Consider the following 21,424-nt stretch of genomic DNA (forward strand, 5'->3'; position numbering starts at 1 on the left):
TATGAACTTAGAAACAAATTATTCTTGAATTACTAACAGATTTACAGCTTTAAAAGCTTCTTTTAAATCAGACTTTAAATCTTCAACATTTTCTAATCCTACTGAAAGTCGAATTAAATCTTGCGTTACTCCTGTTGCTTCTTGTTCTTCATCACTCAACTGCTGATGTGTTGTACTTGCTGGATGAATTATTAAAGATTTTGTATCTCCAATATTTGCTAATAATGAGAATAACTTCGTGTTATCTGCTATAGTTTTTGCTGCTTCGTATCCTTTTTTAGCTCCGAATGTTACAATTCCACTTTGACCTTTTGGTAAATATTTATCCGCTAAAGCTTTGTATTTATTTCCCTCTAAACCTGGATAATTTACCCAAGCTACTTCATCTTGTTCTTGTAACCATTTTGCTAATTCTAAAGCATTTTCACTATGTTTTTGAATTCTTACAGGTAAGGTTTCTAAACCTTGAATGATTTGAAATGCATTGGTCGGACTTAAAGCCCCTCCAAAATCACGTAATCCTTCTAAAATTAATTTGAATGTAAATGATGCAGCTCCTAAAGTCTCGTAATATTTTAATCCGTGATAACCTGCTGAAGGTTCAGTGAATTCTGGAAATTTACCATTATCCCAATCAAAATTTCCGGCATCAACAATTACTCCTCCAAGAGAATTTCCTTGTCCACCAATGTATTTTGTTAAAGAATGAATAACAATGTTTGCACCGTATTCAATTGGATTTAGTAAAGATGGTGTAGCAACTGTATTGTCTACGATAAAAGGAACTTTCGCCTTTTTAGCTTCAGAGGAAATATTCTCAAGATCTAATACATCTAACTTCGGATTTCCTAACGATTCAGCAAAAAATGCTCTTGTGTTTTCCTGTACTGCTTTTCCGAAATTCTCAGGATCTGATGAATCTACAAAAGTAGTTGTAATTCCTAATCTTGGTAAAGTTACTTTTAGTAAATTATAGGTTCCTCCGTATAAACTACTAGAAGCTACAATATGATCTCCAGCTCTTAGTAACGTTAATAATCCTGTTGAAATTGCAGCTGTTCCCGAAGCAAAAACTACTGCTCCCACTCCACCTTCTAAAGCCGCTAAACGTTCTTGCAAAATTTGATTTGTTGGATTATTTAAGCGTGTGTATATAAATCCTAATTCTTTTAATGAAAATAAATTAGCTGCATGATCTGCATTATTAAACACATATGAAGTGGTTTGATAAATTGGAACTGCTCTTGTTCCTCCTGTTTGTGTTACATCATGCCCAGCATGTAATGCATTTGTTTCGAATTGTAATGTACTCATTTTTCCTACTTTTTTGAGTTAATAAAAAATTAATCTAAAAAGTCAAACCACATCGTTTTACGATGCCGCATATAGAAAAATGTTATTAAGAAAAAAAGACATTTCGTTAAGTTGTAGAAAGTCTATTTTGTTATCTATCCCGATATTTTTTGGGTAGAATTTAGCACCTTCTTTGACTGAGCAAAGGGTTGCTAAGGTTTCATAGGGTCTATTCCCTCCACCTTTCTTGATAACATTATCGATAAGTGTTTGAACTTTACGTTTGCAAATATTCAATCATAAAAACTTAAAATCCAAATTTTTCAATACTTTTTTACAAAAAAATTATTTTAGTTTAAATTTCATCAACAATGGAAGATGATCTGAAACTTGTCCGAATTCCTTTAAAACTCTGGCTTCAACAGGAACTATATTTTCAGAAGTATAAAAAATATAATCTAATCTTTTATGAGGTTTATCACTATCATAAGTAAGATCATATTTTTCTTTTGAAAAAGCAGCATTCCCAACATTTGGGATATTGAAAATCTCTAGAATTGCTGCGTCTTTAAAAGCGGGATCACTATTAAAATCACCCACTAAAATAGTTGGATAACTCTTAGCATAGGTATTAAATAGTTCTACAACCTTTTTCACATGTTTTATACGTGTATTTTTATCAAAAGCTTCTAAATGTACATTTAGAATTACTATTTCTTTTCCTTTAATTTCTGTTGTAACAACTTGAACTAGTCTATCTAAATAAAAAGCATCTCTGTAAAATGGATTGTTAGGCACTCTTTCTAAAATAATTCTCGAATAATTCTTCAATTCATATTTACTTAAAATAGATTGACCAGATACTACTTTTCCGAAATTTACACTTGGTAAACCATAAGGAAAAGGCACATATTTTTTATCCCAATTTACTGCTCTAGCTATATGATTGTAACCTAATTTAGCGATTTCTTCTTCTTGATTTACATTGAAAGAACGCCCTGAGTTATAATCAATTTCTTGAAAGGCTATAATATCTGGATTCAATTTTTTAAATTCTTGTAAAGCTTTATTTAAATTTTCAGTAAAAAAATCTTTCGTTTTAGCTATTGGTTTATTATTCGTCATTCCACTTAAATACCCAATATTATATGTTATGATACTATGTATTGAATCACTTTCATGTTTTACCTCGAAAGTATTTGTAAACAGTTTCTCATAATCTTGTTTATCTAAAGAAGCACTAGATCCCCAGAAATAAAAAATTGTTAATAACACTAAAAATGCTAATAAAACTCTTGCTAAAACAGAAAATAATCTCTTATAAATAGGTTTACTCATATTATACTTTATAAAGGATGACTAATATACATATAAAGTTTTTTTACACTGAGAATTAAACCTTTTTGAAAATACCCAGTCTTAGAAGTATAAATAAATATATAAAAAGTATGAAGAAAGTAGTAGCAATCGCATTAGTTTTTGGTTTTATCTTAACTAGTTACGCGCAAAAGAAAAAAAGAAGAGGTGATGATTTTTCTGTTGAGCAAAAAACAGAATTAGCACTTAAAAAAATGACGTTACGATTAGACTTATCTGAACGTCAACAAAATAAAATTCGCCCGATGTTAGCTGAGCAAATAACTAGGCGTTCAACATTTAAAAAGAATCGTAAAGCAAAAAGAAAAGAAACTAAACAATTAAGTAAAGAGGAACGTTATGAAAGAAAAATGGCTCATTTAGATCGTAAGATTGCTTTTAAAAATTCAATGAAAGATATTTTAAACACAAAGCAATATGAGAAGTTTGAAAAAATGGCAGGTAAGCGAGCACATAAAATGAAAAAAAAGTTGAAGAAAAGAAGAAGACAAAAAGAGCAAATGAATGCTCCTGAAAGAGCATAGTAGTTTGATAATTGGTTTTTAGTAAAACCCCAATTCATTTCTGAATTGGGGTTTGTTTTTTATTCCTCTCTACGTAAATTATTATCTTTTGTGTGCTCTTCTCTAATTAAAGTTTTAATACTATCATTAGGGTTCATATAAATTTTAAAAATACCCCACATATTTTTAGTGCTACCAAAAGATTCATCACACTTTTTCTTTCCATTATAATAGCCTAAAACTTTAGGAAAATCTCCTTGTTGATAGGTATAAATATCAAAAACTATTTGTTCCTCTAGGTTAGGATATAATAAACCTTTATAACATCCTTCTTTCTTTTGTTGTATGCCTTCTGTATTCACTGGAATTTGAAGTATTCCATACTCTAGAATATCGTTTTCTTTTCGCTGCAAAAAATACAAACCGGTATTCTTTAACAAACTAAAAAAATGATATTTATGGAATTTACTGACACAGTTCCCAATAAATTTATCTTTTATCTCTTCTCTTATGAACCAATGCTTAATAAGGTCGGCATTACATGAAGTAAGTGTACGATTTGGGAAAACAGGTAACAAACTACCAATAATTTCTCTCTCTTTAAATAGTTCTAACCTTCTTAAATAAACTCCTTGAGTAGTATTTTTTTTAGTTACTTCAAATGCTGACCAATCTCCTGATAAACTTGGCTTAATTTTTCTTCTAAATTCAAGTTTAAAAAGATTGTTTACTTGATAAACATATTTAGGTATTGCATATGTTCCTTTTCTGAATAGAATATCATTAAAGATTGTTGGAGAACTTTGATCTATTAACGGATGGATAAAGTTCATCGTATCCGCTTTATGTATTATTCTGAGATAACCTGAAACCCCACCTCCTAATGGAGACCTAAATGCTTTTATTCGGTATGAGCCTTTTTCTCTTTTTACTTCTACAGTTTCTCCCTTTTCCTTTATCCATAAAACTTTGTATTCTTTATTGTTTTTGAAAGAAATTATCAAATCTGAACCATAAGGACTAGGTTGGGCTTGAAGCTTACGGCATAATAAAATTAAAAATACAATAAATGATAAGCGAATCACTATATTTTTCTTGTATGGAGAAAAACAATCATTCCTTAAACCAACTTGCATATTTGACGTAATTATTGGCTATTCTATCAACTTCTCCTGAAGTTAATTCTGGAGAAATATCTTTTACTTTTTTTGCTGGAACTCCGGCATAAATACTCCCACTTTTAACATGAGTGTTTTTAGTCACTACCGCTCCTGCTGCAATTATAGTATTGCTTTCTATGATACAATCATCCATAATAATACTTCCCATCCCTACTAAAACATTATCATGAATTGTGCAACCATGTACAATCGCATTATGACCTATTGATACATTATTTCCAATTGTTGTAGGAGATTTTTCATATGTAGCGTGAATTACTGCTCCATCTTGAACATTTACTTTATTTCCCATTTTTATAAAGTGAACATCTCCTCTAATTACAGCATTAAACCAAACACTACATTGTTCTCCCATTGTTACTTCTCCTACAATGGTTGCATTTTCGGCTACAAAACAATCTTCTGGTATTTGAGGAGATTTACCTCTTACGGTTTTTATTATTGGCATTTTATAATCTTAAGCTTATTATTATTCCATTCTACTATTTTAAACGTTTTCTTTTCTCTGATAACTTTATTCTCTCTCCAGGGCCATTTAGTGGTTTCAAAATCAATTGTTATTAAATTCTTATCTAATTTATAACTATGAGCTCTTTTTTTAGATTCACCAACAGGACAAAACATGTTATTTCTATATAAAATTGTTCCATTCTTTCTGAATCGTATTTTCTCTCCAAATAAATTCTTTTTCTTCTTTTTTAAAATTTTAGATTCACTTAATCCTTCGAAATCGGTGTCGGGTTTTTCCTTGGGTAAAAAGCAAATTGAATCATTTTCAAACCAATGAGAGATTTTCCAATATTTGTCTGTCAAAACCTTTAATGAATCTAGCTCTTGAGACTCACAAAAAAAAGCCGTTAACAGAATAAATAATGTAATTATTCTAATCATTTAAAATACGCTAGTAAATTTCCTTTCTTCGATGCAGATACTAAAACTTCTTTTCCATTGATCAGCTCAACACTTCCTCCTTTTCCTTTTTTATACTTCTTGATATGATTGATATTTACCATGTATGATTTATGAATTCTGGCAAAAGGATATTCTTTTAAAACTTCTTCGAAATGTTTTAACGTTTTACTGACAATCTTTTTGGAATTTGAAAAGTGAATTTCTGTGTAATTATCATCTGCCTTGCAAAAAATTATATCTTCTACATTGATAACTTCAAAACCATCTTGAAGCGGAATTGTTATTTTCCCTTGTATTGTTGCACTTGGGGTAAGAATTTTATTCTGTAGTTGGTTTTCTTTTTCTTTAATTTCTAAAACTAAATTCACCGATTTAATAAGTTCATCAATAGAAATTGGCTTTAATAAATAATATGTGGCTTGATTATTTAATGCCTCAATTGCATAATGATCATAAGCAGTTACAAAAATGGTTTCAAATGTTTTGTCTTCTACTTTCTCAAGTAAATCAAATCCGTTCCCAAATGGCATTTCTACATCTAAAAAAACAAGGTCTAATTCATGCTGTTGAATTAACTCATAAGCTTCTTCAATATTGCTTGCTTCTCCCATTAACTCAATGCTTGGACAATATTTTTTTACATAATTTTTTAAAATCTCTCTACTGATTTGTTCATCTTCAACAATAATTGTTTTTAGTTTCATAACTTATTTTTTTAAGGTTAGTTGTACTTTAGTTCCGCTTCCGTCTTCTAAAAGATCAGTAATAATAACATTAACTTTATCTTGGTACATATCATTTAAAATAGCAATTCTATTCTTAATAGTACTCATTCCTTTAGATTTCTGTTTTAACTGATTTTTGGTCTTCATTTCTAAAGATTTCTTTCTTCCAATTCCATCATCTTCAATTACTATTGTAATCGCATTTTCCCCTTGCTTTTTAATTGTTATTCCCAAATGTCCTTTCTCTTTACGATAACGTAAGCCGTGCCAAATGGCATTTTCAATGTAAGGTTGTAATAACATCGGTGGAATTTGAAATTCATCTAAATTTATAGCTTTATCTACATTGATCGTGTAATCGAATTTATCTTTGAATCGATTATGTTCTAACTTTACATATAATTCTAAAAGTTCAATTTCTTTCGTAAAAGGAATAAAGTCTTCATCTGAATTTTCTAAAACTGAACGCATTAAAGCTGAAAATTCTGATAAATATCGGTTCGCATTTCGCTCATCATTTACTGCTATAAAACTATTTACTGAGTTTAATGCATTAAATATAAAATGCGGATTCATTTGAGAACGCATTGATTTTAAAGCTAACAAACTGTTAGCTAACTGCTGTTTTTGATTAGCTCTATGTTTGTAAAATGCTAATAATGTCATTAATACCAAACTTCCTACTAAAGAATAAATAACTATTAATTGTGTTTTACTTTTTGCTTTGGTTAGCTGTTCTTCTTTTATGGCTAAACTCACTTTATTGTCAGACAGTTCGTTATTCTTTTCTAATACAGTTAAGCGACTCTGATAATCGGATATTTTCTTTGTTAATCTTTTAGCCTGGTAAATTTCTTGTTCTTTTCTGATGTATAAAGAATCTACAATGTCTACATAATTTCTATAGGTTTGAATTGCTTTAATATGCTTCCCTACTGTCGCATAAACCTCAGATAATTTTCTAGTTGCATGCTTTTGAACTTCTAAATCTTCTTTTTGACCTGCTTCTTCTACACTCTTCTCTAAATATTCAATGGCTTCTGTGTAGTTTTCTTTTTGCACGTAAGCATTACCTATTTTGTAATTTAATTTTTGAGAGGTTAAAGAATCTGTATTTTCATCTTCTTTTTTATTTCCTTCAGGAATTGAAAATGATGTATTTTCTAAGTCTACTTTATTTTTAACTTTTGCTTTATCTACACTTTTTAAAAGTTCTTTTCTTAATTTAATTTCATTATCATACTGTCGAGTTTCATTGTAAAAATCAGCAACTTCCTGTTGAACTTTTAAAGCAGGTTCATTTGGTAATTCAGAAGCTTCTCTTAATGTAATGTTTATTGTTGTATTGGCTTCTCTAAGATTTCCTTCTTTAGCATAAATATTGGCTAACTTGGTATTTAAATCTAGAGTTTCTCCATCTATTCCTTTGTCTTTGGCTAATTTTAAAGCTTGCTCATAATATTTTTTAGCATCTTTATCTTTATTCTGTTTTGCTAAAGCATCTGCTAAACCTTCTAATACCTGAACTTTATCATAATTACTTAAACTTTCATCTTCCAGCATTTTATAAGAAATTTCACTGTCTTCGTATTTCTTTGCTAAAAATTGAGTTTTTGCCAACTGCAATCTTGTTTCTTCTTTATCAAAAATTTGCAATGATATTTTATAGTTACTAATTGCTATATCATATTGTTTCCAAAAGAAATAAATATCTCCAAGAACTTTATATGTGTTAGCATTTCGCTTTTTAGATTCATTAGCTTCTAAGGCTTCTTCAATAAAGAAAATACTTTTATCTAAATCTTTTTCCTTGTAGTAGACAGCAGAATCCATTATTTGTGTATAATCTTTAGAAGTAGTTTTTCGCTTTGTTCGGTTTCTAAAGCTTGTCCATTTTTTTTTGGAATATCTTGGATTGTCCCTTACTTCAATCGTAATATCATCTTTAATGTCTATGACTTTCCTAACCGTTTCAAAATCTGGATGTCTTACGACTAATTCATCATTAATGCGTGCTTTTAATCTATAAAAACCATTAATGTCACTTCTAGTAGTAACAAAAGCATTGATACTAACTTGAGCATTTTTTATGTACTCATTACTCTCGGTATCATAAATTCTCACTTTTAATTCGAAACCACCTCCTTTGTTTAATACTGGTCCTTGAGATTTTACCTTTAAGGAAGTAATAGTTAATATGATAAATGCTATATAATATTTTAATTTCACTTTCAATTCATCTTAATAAATAGTATGTAAACTTATCACCAAAAAACCAATAAAAAAAATAGCGACATACTCATTCTACCATAAAAAACAGTAAAAAAGTAAGCTTTACTCACTTTAAAAAACCATTCACTAAACAAAAAAGACATTTTACTCATATTCCTTTTTTTTCAAAAAATGTTGGCTTTAATTTTGACTTCAGAATATATCAAGTTATGAAAAAAGTATTATTTGTAATTATCATTTTAACTTCCTTTATTGGTGTAGCACAAACCAATATTGATTCACGACCTTTTATTGAAGTAACTGGAGTTGCAGAAAAAGAAGTAGTTCCGAATGAAATTTATTTGGATATACCTGTAGAAGAACGTATTGAAAAAGGAAGGAAAATTACCATTCAAGAAATTGAAAATGAATTAAAAAAAGGATTAAAATCTTGTGGTGTTCCAGAAGAAAATCTATCAATTTCAAACTTAAATTCTAAACTTGTTAAAACTGGATGGTGGAATAAAGAAATTCTTGCCACAGCAGATTATGAATTGAAAGTTAACGATGCGAGTGTTCTTAAAGATTTGTTCGAAATTTTTGAACGCTTAAAAATTAAGAATGCGAAAATCACGAAGGCTTCTCACGATAAAATAGAAACTATTCGTAAAGAAGTAAGAATTGCAGCTATTAAAGCCGCTAAAGAAAAAGCGGATTATTTGTTAAATGCTATCGGAGAGAAAACAGGTAAATCTTTAATTATAAGAGATGTTGGTAACCAGCAAATTAATAATTTCTCATTTGCTAACACTGCTTACAAACAAAATAAACTGATGTCTAGGGAAGTAAAATTCAAACAAGGAAATATTCAATTTCAAAATATTAAGATTTCATCTAGCATATATGTGAAATTTGAAATCAAATAAATGAGGGGGAAAAGTGACATGTAAAAGAGTAACAAACGTTACTCTTTTTTTATTTTTTTAATATTAATTCTTGACCAATACTCAATGTATTATCTTTTAAACCATTTAATAGTTTTAATGATTTTACAGAAGTTTTAAATTTTCTTGCTATAGAATATAATGTATCTCCTTTTATCACCTTGTAAAAAAATCTTGTATTAGTATCGTCGTCTTGAGTAACAATTACTGTCTCTGTCTTTTTAGTAGACGGTGTTGAAGGTTTATATCTTTCTCTATCGTATTTTGTTAGATCGTACTTTTTAATTAACGCAATTAACTTTTGAGGATATTTTTTATCTGTTGCATAACCAGCTCTTTTAAGGCCGTATGCCCAACCTTTATAATCTGTAATTCTTAATCTAAATAATTTCGAATAACGTTTTCTTGATGTTAAAAATTTAGAATGGTCTTCGTATGATCTTTCAGGATGTTTATATTTTCTAAAACATTCTGCTATTCTATCATCGTCATGAGTTACACTTTTTCCCTTCCAACCACGATGACATTTAATTCCAAAATGATTGTTAGAACGTATTGCTAAATTACTTCTTCCACTACCCGATTCTAAAATTCCTTGAGCTAATGTTATACTCGCTGGAATTTTATATTTATACATTTCTCTTACAGCTATTGGAGCAAATTTCTCTACATAATCTTGAGTGGTTTTAACTATACTTTCGTACGATTTTTTCTTTTTCTTTTTTGGTGTAACTGTTGGAACTTCAGTAGAGCTTTCTATCTCATGATCGTCTACAACTACAGGTTTTTGCGGTGTTCTATTTATTATTTGTTTTTTAGAACCACAACTTGACAATACGAATATTGTTATACACAATAAAAAAAATCTCAACTTCATTTACACCTTTATTAAATCTATATTTTTCTTTTTTAGTCTCTTATTAAATCCATCAATCCCTTGTAAACCTCCTGTATGAATTATTAAAATTTTACTTCCTTTTTTAAATTGCTTTTTTAGCATCATATCTACAATTCCATAAAGCATTTTTCCTGTATAAATAGGATCTAAAGGAATTTGGGTTTCTAGCTTAAACTGATTGATAAATTCTATTAATTCTTTGTTGAATTTACCGTATCCTCCAAAATGATAATTGGTATTTAAACTCCAATGGTTACTTTTCGTAAACTTAATAATTTCGTCTTTTAAAAAATCTCCTTTTAAAGCTGGGAATCCTATTATCTTTTGATTTTCGTTAGCTGCATTTATCAAACCTGCAATTGTTCCTCCTGTGCCAACTGCTGTACAAATATAGTCGAATTTTTGATCTTCACTTGACAGTATCTCTTCACATCCTTTCACTGCCAAGCTGTTAGTTCCTCCTTCTGGAATTAAATAAAAATCACCATATTTCTCTTTGAGTTTGTTTATAAAACTTTCTTCATTTTTATTTCTATAAGCTTCTCTTGTAATAAACTCAAATTGCATTCCATTAGTATAGGCTACATGCAAAGTATTATTCTCTTTTAGCACTTTATTAAAATTATCAGCCAATTCTTGACCTCTAATAATTCCAACTGTTTTTATATTGCTTAAATTTCCTGCAACTGCTGTAGCTACAATATGATTAGAATAAGCACCTCCAAAAGTTACTATAGTTTCTTTTTGCGAACGTTTGGCTTCTAAAATATTATATTTTAACTTTCTGAACTTGTTTCCTGAAACATATGGATGAATTTTATCTTCTCTTTTCATCCATAATTCAACATCGCTATCCTGTAATTGCTTGAGAAAAATTTGTTGATTTTCAGTAGTTAATTCAGTATCAAACATATTATTTTAGCTCTTTATCTAACCAATTGATGAATGACTTCATTTTATCTTCGTTGTTTTCTAACCAAATTTTAGATTTTGTATCTATTTGAGTAATAAACTTACAATAGGTCTCGATATGTTTACTGTTCCCTATCTTACTAAACATAGGAACATAAAAGTTCCACCAAATACTTTTTTTATTTCCACTGGCAGGAAAATCTCCTAATATTTTAAATAATCTCTCTGTGTTTTCTACGAATAACTCGCTTTCGCTTTTGTCTTTATTTTTTTCTATCTTTTTTGAAGCTTCCATTACTGAAATCATTAACTCTATTGCTCCAAACTCTGAACTTGAATCTGCATTGAGATTAATTGTAATGTTTTTTTCATTTTCGCCTTCTTCAACACTACTATTTAAATTTTCTTTTAAAATGTTATAGATATCACTGGCTCTTATTGTTTCTGGCTCAATTAATAAAAAGTAATAACTTGCTAATAAGGCAGGAACTTTATTTCTATTATGATGATTGATTTTAGCAAGATAAAAATGACTTGAACCATGAAGTGGATTATCTAGAACTGCTTTTTTAAAATGAATTTCAGCGTTATCTGTTTCATTCATTTTTAAATAATTTATAGCTAAATTAAAATGTAATAAATAATTATTTTCAAGTTTCTCAATTGCTTCTTTAAAAACCTTAATTGATCTTTTGGTTTTCCCCATCAAATCTAACGCGCTTCCTTTGTTGATGTAAGCTGGCAAAAGATGTTTCTTGCCTTTTTTAAGAATCTTATTACAGTACTTTATAGTGTTTTTGTAATCTTTTAAGCCAAAATATGAAAGTGAAATTTCATAAAACGCCAGTTCAGAATTTGGCTGAATCTTTAATGCTTTTTCATAAAATTCTATAGCTTCCTTGTATTTCCCTTTATCGTGGTTTACAATTCCTACTTCTATTAATTTAGTAAAATTATTTGCTTCTTGTGCACTTATAGCTGCAGTACACAAAAACAAAATACCAATAATCTTTTTCATAATTTATTTTATTTATTTAAAATCTGAAATTTTCTCTTCTACTTCTTCCCATTCTATCATTAAATCATCTAGTTTATTTTTCTTTGCTTTATATTCTTCAAAGAAATTTGGCCTTGCAGAAACTTCATCATAATTCTGAGCTAACTCTAAATCTATTGCTTCAATTTCAGCTTCTAAATCAGCTATTAAATTTTCTACTTTAGAAGATCTATTTTTTAATTTCCTCAGTTCTTTCTCTTCTTCTTTAGATAATTTATACGCTTCTTTTTTACTTGTTGATTTTTCTTCTTTTACAACTGTTTTCTTTTCGGCTTCACGTAAGCTTTCCATTTTATGTTGTTCTAAGAAATAATCAATTCCTCCTAAATATTTTTTAATTTCTTTATCCTTGAAACCATAAACATTCGTTGCCAAACCTTGAAGAAAATCACGATCGTGCGATACTAAAATTAAAGTTCCTTTAAAGTTTTTTAGTGCTTTTTTGAGAACATTTTTAGAAGCAATATCTAAGTGGTTTGTCGGCTCATCCATTATTAAAACATTAAATGGAGTCATTAACAACCTACATAATGCTAATCGGTTTCTTTCTCCTCCAGATAATACTTTTGCTTTTTTATCTACTGCTTCTCCTCCGAATAGAAAAGCTCCTAGCATGTCTCTAACTTTTATTCTGTTGGTATCATTAGCTGCTTCTTCAACAATTTCTAAAACTGTTTTTTCTGGAGGTAAATATTCAGATTGATTCTGAGCAAAATATCCAACTTCAACATTATGACCTAATTTTAAACTTCCTTCAAAAGGAATTTCACCAACAATCATTTTAGCTAAAGTTGATTTTCCTTGTCCGTTTTGTCCTACAAATGCAACCTTCGCATTTCTTTCAATCATTAAATTTACATCAGAAAGCACATGTTTTTCACCATAACTTTTGCTAACTTCTTCTGCTTCTACAACAATTTTACCTGGCTCTTTAGATATCTCAAAACGTACATTCATCACTGCATTTTCATCTTGATCAACTTCTATACGTTCAACTTTATCTAATTTTTTTATCAAAGATTGCGCCATAGATGCTTTACTTGCTTTCGCTCTAAACTTTTCTATGAGCTGCTCTGTTCTCTTGATTTCTTTCTCTTGATTTTTCTGAGCTTGTAATTGTTTTTCTTTAATATCTGCTCTTTGTTCTAAATATTTAGAATAGGCTTTTTTGTAATCGTAAATCTGTCCTAAAGAAATTTCAATAGTTCTGTTTGTAACATTATCTAAAAACATTTTATCGTGAGATACAGTTACAATTGCTCCTGCATAGCTTTTTAAGAAATCCTCAAGCCAAATAATCGATTCTATATCTAAGTGGTTTGTTGGCTCATCTAACAATAAAATATCGTTATTCTGCAATAAGAGTTTAGCTAATTCAATACGCATTCTCCAACCTCCAGAAAAGGTATCTGTGAGTTTATCGAAATCTTCTCTTTGAAATCCTAAACCTTGAAGAATTTTTTCTGTGTCTCCTTGATAATTGTAACCTCCAATAAGCTCGTAACGTTCAGTAAGCTCGTTTAAATCGATAATTAGTTGGTTATAACTTTCACTTTCGTAATCTGTACGTTCTGCTAATTGTTGGTTAATTTCTTCTAATTTTCCTTCAATCTCTTTGATTTCTTCAAAAGCTTGGTATGCTTCTTCTAAAATTGTTCTTCCTTGAACAAAATCGATGTCCTGACGTAAAAAACCAATACTTATATCTTTATCAAAAGCTAATGTACCACCGCTACTTTCTATATCTTTTGCTAATACTTTTAATAAGGTAGATTTCCCTGCCCCATTTTTACCGATAAGTCCTACTCGATCTCCTTTTATTAATTTAAAAGTAATACCTGAGAACAAATCTGTTCCCATAAAAGAGACGGTTAAATTATGTACGTTTAACATGTATATTAGTTATTATAATTTCAGAATAGACATATTTTATTCGAATATCTATTAAGTCCTATTTATTTTTCGGAAATTTATACAAACTTACAAAACTGTACTCGTACAGCATCTCAAAATTTCTACAATATGCTAGGTAAAGGATCTAAATTGAATAGCATTCTAAATAATAAATGTCCAAGATGCCAAAAAGGTGATTTTTTTAAGCATAAAGCATCTTTTAATATTAATAAAGTAACTACAATTCACGATAATTGCTCGCATTGTAATTTAAAATACATGATGGAACCTTCTTTCTTTTTTGGTGCTATGTATGTTAATTATGCTTTAGCTGTAGCCTTATTTGTCGCTATTTTTATTATTTCAAAAGTATTTTTACAACAAACGATTCTAACAAGCTTTATTGCTGTAGTTGTAATTTCATTATTACTAACACCTTTCACGTTAAGATTGTCTCGTATTATTTGGATTAATTTGTTTGTGCATTACAATAAAAAATACGCTGACAACAAAGTAGTAGAAGAGACTAATTCGTAAATCTTTTAATATCAATTTCGGGATCTAATTTTTCACCTTTTTCCAGATGATTAAATAGATTTTTAGCAACAGTTGGTGCTATCATTACACCTCTTGTTCCTAAACCGTTTAAAACAGCTAAATTCGAATATTTTTCGTTCACTCCAACTAAAGGCCTACGATCTTTAACTGTAGGACGAATTCCTGCTGTTTGATCTATAATTTGATACGGGACTGAAATTGTTTTTTCTAGTTTGTTAACCAATTCTTGTTTTCCTTCTTCAGTAGGAGATAAGGTTTTATCTGTCCAATTAAAAGTTGCTCCAACTTTATAAAAATCTTTACCAAGTGGTAATACAAAAACAGAAGATTTTAAAAGAAAATCTATATTTAATTCTGGAGCGTAAATCGTTATGATTTCTCCTTTTGTTCCATTTAAAGGTAAATGATTGAAAAAAGGATTCTTTTTCAATCCAAAACCTTCACAAAAAACAACTTTAGAAGCTTTTATTTTATGGTAGGAAACTTTTTCATTATCAATATTTAAATTTTCGTAATTAAAAGAGTCAGTTTCTAGTTTTTGCTGTTCATTTAAGTAAGTTCTGTACTTATTGATTAAATCTTTAGTTGCTATTCTTCCTGTTCCTAATAACTCTCCAAAACCGAAATCACCAATTACTCCTTTAATTTTGGTCTTAAATATTTCTGGATTCATATATTGAGCTAACATCGGTTTGTCTGAAGCGATAAACCAATTATTTTCATCGCCAACTGAATTAAATACTTTTTTGGTTGAAAATCTAGTATCGAATTCTTTGCCTAGTTTTTCTGAAACTTTTTCATAGAAAGGCAATGCTAATTCTAGTTGTTGATGTCCGTTCCAAACTGGTGTGAAACGTTTTAAAATAACAGGATTGTATGTACCACTTGCCACACTTGAAGAATTTTGAGAATTATCTTCAAAAACAATAAAGCTTTTATTTGCCTGAATTAACTCTTCGCAAAAAGCTAAACCTGCTAATCCTAAACCAACAACGATATAATCCACTTTCATAGGTCAAAAATACGATAAACAATAAATATATTGTAGATATACTAATCCTTTAAAGGAAATGACTTCATAAATTAAAACAAAAAACACTCTGATTTCTCAGAGTGTTTTTTAAATACTTTATAAAATAAAAAGAATTAATAATTCCACATGTCCATTTCACGGTCACGTATTCCTTCTTTAATTCTATTTGCTTCTAACAACTGGAATAAAGAATTCCCTCTAATATAGTCGCTAATTTGACGGTCACCATATAAATTCTCTTCTTTTATAACTATGGAGTTAAAACGACGAGCATTTAAAAGGTTGTCATAAGAAATTGGGTGTGCTGAATTCTTTGGGTTAAATACTTTAGAATCATGTAAAACTTCACGAGCATCTGGGAAGAATACCCAAAATAACTCATAAATTTCATCATCTTCAATATCATCAACTCCCATCACTTGAACGTCTGGTCCCATAGGTGCAATCGCTAACATTCTATATTTTAACTCACCTTGACGCTTGTCAAAATACCAAATACCTTTGATCCTATATCCTTTAATATCCTCTGATTGAACATAGTAAGGATCGTTATAACCACCGTTCTCTTCACCTCCATCTATTTCTCTTAGATTAAATGTCTTCTCTTCGATTTCTTTCATTCCTATCTTAGAAGTAAAATAAGAGTCATTATAAACTTCCTTAATTCTACCATCTTTGATACCTTTCATTAATGTATCGAACAACGAGCGTCTGTTATTAGAAGTACTTGCTGTATCAACTGGATAATAGTAAGGTAAGTTGATTTTTTGATTTAAGTCTATAAACTCCCATACCACTTTAGACCATAAAACGTCTCTATCGCTTATGTATCCATACGGTAGTGGCTTGTCATCATCAGAATCAATTTGTTCTTGACTCTTCACTCCAATCTCCTCTACTTTTTTAGCATTTAATAGATTGGCTTGTGCAAATGTAACACTGGTTATAGACAATGCTATAATCACCAAATTAAAACGCTTCCAATTCATACTTTCTTTATTTAAATTATTAATTTGATACCTTAATATTTACTCCACCAACGCGTTTCACAGGAACTCCTGATCCAGCTACTACAGCTTTGATATCGAAAATATTAATTAATCCGCCTCTTCTGGCTTTTGCTATTACTTGTTTAGCTCTTGCATTCATTTTTGTTCCAGTAACAGGAACAGCTGGCTGACCTTCTACCTTGATTTTAAAGCTAACTACTTTTAAATTTAAGTCAAATAAGAAATCAGGTAAACCTGCCGCGATAGTAGTTCTCGCTACACTTGCTTTTGGCATAGATACTGTTCCGTATTGACCTCTTACTTTACCTAACGCTGGAGGTATGTCTTTTATTCTAAATTTTTTGTTAGAACTTACTCTTTTTCCGTCAGGTAATGTTCCAGTTACACGAATTGTTACTTCGTTTCCTTTACCAGGACGCATAACATAGCTATCTCCTTTACTTCTCGATAAACCTGGTGCGCTTGCTGAAACTTTATTTGAAGGTACACCTGGCATAGAAATCGTCATTGGGTTTACTAAACCACGATATACTGCATTCATCTTATCCGCAGAAATTACAGCTTCATTTGGACGAGGGATAACTGAGTATCCTCCGCTAATTGGAATTTCAACTAATGAATCATTCTCTTTAAACGTAAATGTTCCTTTAATAGCTCTATCTCCAACACTTCCTGCAGGTCCATCTAAGATTACCTGACCAGCTTTAATTTTATCTTCTGGCCAATCTTTACCATTAATAGTAACTTTCTCTGCTGTTAAATTTGGATCATTTTTACCTAATACAATTTTACCAGATAATTTTTCACCAGGATAGTATGCATTCTTTTCGAATACAACCATTGCTTCATAATTCTTTAATGAAACAGCGCTTTCTAATTCACCTTGTAATAAAGTAGATAATGCATCAGATTCAGTAGCTTTAATATCTGCTTGAATTTGAGTTAACTTAGTTAAAGATGCTACTAAAGGGAAACCTTCGTAATGGTAGTTTAACCAATTTAATTGTTTACCATCTTTATTTTTTACAGGATCTGTACTAAAACGACTAGATACTACACTTGCTAGTTCAGTCTCTCCTAAAACTTCTAAAGAAGCTTTTTTGAACTCATCCATTTTAGAAACGAATTCTTTTCCTTCTGGAGTGATTGTTCCACTAACAAAAAACAATTCGTCTAAAAATTTAGACTTATCCATTGTTTCGTAGTCTTTCTTATCTTTAAGATCAGCAGTCATTTTTCCTTTTAAGTCTTCTAAATAAGAATAAAATGAATCTGCCTGTGCTTTTAAAGCATCTGTTTTCTCTTTAGCTGCACCATATTGCTTTTCTTGCTCTGATGCTTTTAATGCTAAACTTTCGTATGCTCTTTTATTTGATTCAGTTGCTCTAACGTTAGCATCTGATAATTTTTCGTTCATCAATCCAAAAGCTGATAACACCTCTTTACTCATGTTCATTGCTAACATTGCAATGAAGATAAGATACATAAGGTTAATCATCTTCTGTCTTGGAGATTGTTTTCCGCCTGCCATAATTTAAAATTAGTTTGCTTAGTTAATGTTTAAATTATTTAGTGCTCATAGCAGTAAGCATTCCACCATACACTCCATTTAATGAAGATAAGTTTGTTGCTAAAGATTGCATTTGTTCTTGTAAACGTTGGCTATTTTCAACCATTGCAGAATTTAATTCTGTTTGCTTTGAAGCATTTTCTACTTGCGTTTGATATAAGCTATTTAAAGAAGCCATTTGAGAAGCTGCTTTAGATATTTGCTCATTGTAGTTGTTTGTAGCAGAAATAGATTGAGATGCTTGTGCTAAAGGCTCAACAGCTCCTTGGAAACCTTTAATACTGTCTCCTAACCTAGATACTAATTGTGCATCTAATTTAGCCTCTTTTAAAATATTATCTAATTTTTGAGATAATAATGATTGAGCTTCTTCTGGAGTAGCTTCTTTTTCTTTCTTCTTTTTACCAGTAGAAGATCCGTCTGCTAATTCAGGATAAACTTTAGTCCAATCTAATTCATCTTCAACAGGTTCAAATGCAGATAATGCGAATACAACAGCCTCTACAATCATACCTATGGTAAGCATAAGTCCACCTGTTAAAGGACCAAGCTTAATGTGCTGGATCTTGAATAACGCTCCAAGAATCACAATTGCAGCTCCTAAACCATAAGCCATGTTGAATAATTTCTTAGTTGAGTTTGATTGTGCCATAATTCTAAAATTTTTATTAATTAGGGATTTTTATTATGTTTATTTATTTACTGTTTTTTTGTACCAAGGTAATCTTGAACTGTTCTGAAACCTATGTAACTTCTAGCCGTATCTGCATATTCCCAATCACGAGAACCAACTTCTAAAAAGTAAGCTACATCTTTCCAAGAACCTCCACGAACAATTTTACGATGATTTTCTCTATTTTCAACATTTGGGTTCATTGTTGACCCCATGTAATAAGACATTTGGTTATAAGCTGTGTTAGTCCACTCTGCAACATTACCTGCCATGTTATACAATCCAAATCCATTTGGATTATACGAAACAGCTTCTACTGTGTATAAAGCACCATCGGCAGCATAATCTCCACGTACTGGCTTAAAGTTTGCTAAGAAACAGCCCCTATCACTCGTTGTACTTGGACCTCCCCATGGATATTTTGCATAATCTAAACCTCCACGAGCGGCATATTCCCATTCTGCTTCTGTAGGTAACCTAAACGCTGGAACTAAACCTAGATTTTTCTTTGATCTTTGATAAGAGTTTTTGTTTTTAGTTCTCCAGTGACAAAAAGCTCTTGCTTGATGCCAACTAATACCAACAACTGGATAATCTTCGAATGCTTTATGTGCAAAATACTCTTGGTGCATTGGATCGTTATAAGAGTAGTTGAAGTCTTTAATCCATACAGTAGTATCTGGGTACACATTTAAAGTTTCATCTTTTAAGAAATCTTTTCTGTTTTTACCTGTTCTAGCTGCTTCTTCATTGTCAAACCAAAAATATCTGTAGTTTAATAATTTTGTATTAAATGTTCTTATACCATTTAAAGACTCATCTTTTTTAATGTATAGAGAATCCATTACTTCTACATAATCTTCATCTGGGTAATCTTCTTTATTCCATACTAACTCTTCTTCCCAATTTAATGGTTTTATAGAATCTATCCCTTCTCCTACTTCGTAGTAGTTCTCTCTCATATATTTCTGGTATGGAGATTCGTTTGTCGTATCTTTAGATGCAAAAGCATACAATTGAATTCCTTCTGCTCTTTTTGCACCATCACCTGTTAAATCTTCATCTCCAAGTGCAAATTCTGCTTGATACGCTAATTTTGTTCTAATTACAGAATCTCTAACCCAATGAACGAATTGTTTGTATTCACTGTTAGTAATTTCGGTTTCATCCATATAAAATGGTTGAACTGTAACTGTTCTTGTTGGGGCATTCATAGCGCCTAATGGGTCTTCATCTTGTTTACCCATAGTAAACGAACCACCTTTAATAAAAACCATTCCGTAAGGTTTTTCTGCGAACCATTTTCTCTTTGATTTAACACCAGTAAGCTCTCCTCTATCATTGTTAGAACCACAACTGTAAACGAGTGCTATTATTAGGGTAAACAGTGCTACTTTCTTCATATTTTTTCTATTAAAGAGTTTGTAACTTTTTTATAATTTTATTCAACATTTTTCTACCAAGGAACGCAAATATAACTTTTTTATGTTAGCTTTTGCTGTGCTTTGTACCATCTTTCAGGAATTTTTTGTTCTATAGCCTTCAAATAATCTTGGTAGGCACATGGTATTAACGCATGTCTTCGATATTTATTATCTGTAATTAGATTAATCTCCATCCACCAACGACCACTTTTATCGCTCTTATAGAAATTGATAGGGTCATCATCGTCTAAAATTACACTAAACTTTTCGTAATTTTTTTTGCAACAATACGGATAATCCTTCGCTCTATAATTAACACCTTCGACGAAATACCAAATTGCTTGGGCAATTAGACTAGATGTTTGGTTATAATTATCAAATCTATCGTTATACTCATAGACACCAAAAGAAGATACTTTGTCACTTATTCCTGCATATCTTGCTATTGCACAAAGTTTATCTCCAAAAAAACCATTCGGATTTGCATTTCCGTTTCCTGGCGCATCACTTTGCTTAATACTTCCAATATCTATACTAACGATATCTGCATCTCTTAGAATAGGTTCTACTAACGATATATTATTATTAACTTCTCCCAATCTAAAAGCATCAAAATATAAATTTTGTAAAAGTTTAATCTCGTCTTGTGAGTTATAATACGTTTGGTAGCCAATATTACTGTAATTAAACAGATTGTTTGGTTCCTCCATTATAATCTTACTTAAATAAGATTGAGAGTTCAAATCATCTTCTAATGTTCCTAGATTGAAATGACTATCTACTGATACTAAATTTATTGTTTGTTCTAATGTATCATATGCTCTATAATTAGCATATGTTACATCTTGCCCTCCTCCGATTATAACTACAGTTATATTCTGTTTTACTAAAGCCGACACCACATTAGACACAGCGAAATATGTATCTTCTACAGTATTTCCTTGTTCTATATTTCCTAAATCGGCTATAGTAATATTCCAATCACCAGGAAACAATTTGTAAAAACCTTGTCTTATTTTCGATAAATCCTCTCCACTACCAAGGTTATTAATTGATTTCCTCCCTTCCTTAACTCCTACTAGAGCTACGCTGACATTTTCTAAGTCAGGAAAACCACTTTCTTCTGAGTGGATCATTATCTTATTTCCTAAAGTTTCAGTTGGTAAATCAGCTAAACTAGCTGTTATTTTTTTACTGATAGGAGATAAAAAATCTGTATTCATTAATTTGGGGATTAGTGAATGCTGAGC

20 protein-coding genes and 1 riboswitch are annotated in these 21,424 nt (G+C 30.4%); of the genes, 3 read left to right on the plus strand and 17 right to left on the minus strand.

Annotation, left to right across the window (positions count from 1 at the left end; genetic code table 11):
* Nucleotides 1-18: 18 nt before the first annotated feature.
* A complete protein-coding gene (locus tag AQ1685_RS17280) occupies nucleotides 19-1,314 on the minus strand; it encodes an O-acetylhomoserine aminocarboxypropyltransferase/cysteine synthase family protein (RefSeq protein WP_095074208.1) in 1,296 nt (431 codons plus the stop codon).
* A 127-nt stretch (nucleotides 1,315-1,441) separates the two neighbouring features.
* A riboswitch (SAM riboswitch) is annotated at nucleotides 1,442-1,550 on the minus strand.
* An 88-nt stretch (nucleotides 1,551-1,638) separates the two neighbouring features.
* The gene (locus tag AQ1685_RS17285; protein WP_095074210.1) at nucleotides 1,639-2,631 is read right to left on the minus strand and encodes an endonuclease/exonuclease/phosphatase family protein; all 993 of its coding nucleotides are present in this window, start codon (nucleotides 2,629-2,631) and stop codon (nucleotides 1,639-1,641) included.
* A 110-nt stretch (nucleotides 2,632-2,741) separates the two neighbouring features.
* Here AQ1685_RS17285 and AQ1685_RS17290 point away from each other — a divergent pair, with 110 nt between their 5' ends.
* Complete coding sequence (locus AQ1685_RS17290) at nucleotides 2,742-3,194, plus strand: hypothetical protein (protein WP_095074211.1); 453 nt, start codon at nucleotides 2,742-2,744, stop codon at nucleotides 3,192-3,194.
* A 59-nt stretch (nucleotides 3,195-3,253) separates the two neighbouring features.
* On the opposite strand, the gene AQ1685_RS17295 is transcribed toward AQ1685_RS17290, so the two are convergent.
* Genes AQ1685_RS17295 through AQ1685_RS17315 form a run of 5 tightly spaced genes read right to left on the minus strand, consistent with a single transcriptional unit; the run spans nucleotide 3,254 to nucleotide 8,220 of the window.
* Nucleotides 3,254-4,309, minus strand: a complete 1,056-nt coding sequence (locus AQ1685_RS17295) for a hypothetical protein (protein WP_095074213.1) — start codon at nucleotides 4,307-4,309, stop codon at nucleotides 3,254-3,256.
* Complete coding sequence (locus tag AQ1685_RS17300) at nucleotides 4,287-4,802, minus strand: gamma carbonic anhydrase family protein (protein ID WP_095074214.1); 516 nt, start codon at nucleotides 4,800-4,802, stop codon at nucleotides 4,287-4,289. The genes AQ1685_RS17295 and AQ1685_RS17300 overlap by 23 nt, the downstream gene beginning before the upstream one ends.
* Nucleotides 4,793-5,245: a hypothetical protein gene (locus AQ1685_RS17305; RefSeq protein WP_095074216.1), complete on the minus strand. Its 453-nt coding sequence runs from the start codon at nucleotides 5,243-5,245 to the stop codon at nucleotides 4,793-4,795. Before AQ1685_RS17305 ends, AQ1685_RS17300 begins: the two co-directional genes overlap by 10 nt.
* Nucleotides 5,242-5,970, minus strand: a complete 729-nt coding sequence (locus AQ1685_RS17310) for a LytR/AlgR family response regulator transcription factor (protein WP_095074218.1) — start codon at nucleotides 5,968-5,970, stop codon at nucleotides 5,242-5,244. Before AQ1685_RS17310 ends, AQ1685_RS17305 begins: the two co-directional genes overlap by 4 nt.
* Before the next feature lie 3 nt (nucleotides 5,971-5,973).
* Nucleotides 5,974-8,220, minus strand: coding sequence for a histidine kinase (locus AQ1685_RS17315; RefSeq protein WP_157730268.1), 2,247 nt, complete (start codon nucleotides 8,218-8,220; stop codon nucleotides 5,974-5,976).
* Between the two features lie 212 nt (nucleotides 8,221-8,432).
* Between AQ1685_RS17315 and AQ1685_RS17320 the strand changes: the two genes are divergently transcribed.
* Nucleotides 8,433-9,128, plus strand: a complete 696-nt coding sequence (locus tag AQ1685_RS17320; protein ID WP_095074220.1) for an SIMPL domain-containing protein — start codon at nucleotides 8,433-8,435, stop codon at nucleotides 9,126-9,128.
* Between the two features lie 49 nt (nucleotides 9,129-9,177).
* On the opposite strand, the gene AQ1685_RS17325 is transcribed toward AQ1685_RS17320, so the two are convergent.
* The 4 genes from AQ1685_RS17325 to AQ1685_RS17340 are packed head-to-tail and all read right to left on the minus strand — an operon-like array spanning nucleotide 9,178 to nucleotide 13,906.
* Nucleotides 9,178-10,023 (minus strand): glucosaminidase domain-containing protein, encoded by an 846-nt coding sequence (locus AQ1685_RS17325; protein WP_095074221.1) that lies wholly within the window; start codon nucleotides 10,021-10,023, stop codon nucleotides 9,178-9,180.
* The gene (locus tag AQ1685_RS17330; protein ID WP_095074223.1) at nucleotides 10,024-10,956 is read right to left on the minus strand and encodes a 1-aminocyclopropane-1-carboxylate deaminase/D-cysteine desulfhydrase; all 933 of its coding nucleotides are present in this window, start codon (nucleotides 10,954-10,956) and stop codon (nucleotides 10,024-10,026) included.
* A gap of 1 nt (nucleotide 10,957) precedes the next feature.
* Nucleotides 10,958-11,974 (minus strand): tetratricopeptide repeat protein, encoded by a 1,017-nt coding sequence (locus tag AQ1685_RS17335; RefSeq protein ID WP_095074224.1) that lies wholly within the window; start codon nucleotides 11,972-11,974, stop codon nucleotides 10,958-10,960.
* A gap of 12 nt (nucleotides 11,975-11,986) precedes the next feature.
* Nucleotides 11,987-13,906, minus strand: coding sequence for an ABC-F family ATP-binding cassette domain-containing protein (locus AQ1685_RS17340; RefSeq protein ID WP_095074225.1), 1,920 nt, complete (start codon nucleotides 13,904-13,906; stop codon nucleotides 11,987-11,989).
* A 129-nt stretch (nucleotides 13,907-14,035) separates the two neighbouring features.
* On the opposite strand from AQ1685_RS17340, the gene AQ1685_RS17345 reads away from it, so the two are divergent.
* Nucleotides 14,036-14,443, plus strand: coding sequence for a DUF983 domain-containing protein (locus AQ1685_RS17345; protein WP_095074226.1), 408 nt, complete (start codon nucleotides 14,036-14,038; stop codon nucleotides 14,441-14,443).
* Here the strand turns inward: AQ1685_RS17345 and AQ1685_RS17350 are convergent.
* The 6 genes from AQ1685_RS17350 to AQ1685_RS17375 form a co-directional block, all read right to left on the minus strand.
* Nucleotides 14,433-15,476 (minus strand): NAD(P)/FAD-dependent oxidoreductase, encoded by a 1,044-nt coding sequence (locus AQ1685_RS17350; RefSeq protein ID WP_095074228.1) that lies wholly within the window; start codon nucleotides 15,474-15,476, stop codon nucleotides 14,433-14,435. The genes AQ1685_RS17345 and AQ1685_RS17350 overlap by 11 nt on opposite strands.
* 134 nt (nucleotides 15,477-15,610) lie before the next feature.
* Nucleotides 15,611-16,486 carry a type IX secretion system ring subunit PorN/GldN gene (porN, locus tag AQ1685_RS17355; protein ID WP_095074230.1) on the minus strand — a complete coding sequence of 292 codons (876 nt, stop codon included), beginning with the start codon at nucleotides 16,484-16,486 and terminating at the stop codon, nucleotides 15,611-15,613.
* 19 nt (nucleotides 16,487-16,505) lie between these two features.
* Nucleotides 16,506-18,038 carry a type IX secretion system motor protein PorM/GldM gene (porM, locus tag AQ1685_RS17360; protein WP_095074232.1) on the minus strand — a complete coding sequence of 511 codons (1,533 nt, stop codon included), beginning with the start codon at nucleotides 18,036-18,038 and terminating at the stop codon, nucleotides 16,506-16,508.
* Nucleotides 18,039-18,072: 34 nt separating this feature from the next.
* Entirely contained in the window at nucleotides 18,073-18,729 is a 657-nt protein-coding gene (gene porL, locus AQ1685_RS17365) for a type IX secretion system motor protein PorL/GldL (protein WP_095074234.1), read from the minus strand.
* 47 nt (nucleotides 18,730-18,776) lie between these two features.
* A complete protein-coding gene (gene porK, locus AQ1685_RS17370) occupies nucleotides 18,777-20,153 on the minus strand; it encodes a T9SS ring complex lipoprotein PorK/GldK (protein ID WP_095074236.1) in 1,377 nt (458 codons plus the stop codon).
* An 80-nt stretch (nucleotides 20,154-20,233) separates the two neighbouring features.
* Nucleotides 20,234-21,397: a formimidoylglutamase gene (locus AQ1685_RS17375; protein ID WP_095074238.1), complete on the minus strand. Its 1,164-nt coding sequence runs from the start codon at nucleotides 21,395-21,397 to the stop codon at nucleotides 20,234-20,236.
* Nucleotides 21,398-21,424: the final 27 nt, after the last annotated feature.

Origin of the sequence: Tenacibaculum jejuense (genome assembly GCF_900198195.1) — a bacterium.
Classification (GTDB): Bacteria; Bacteroidota; Bacteroidia; order Flavobacteriales; family Flavobacteriaceae; genus Polaribacter; species Polaribacter jejuensis.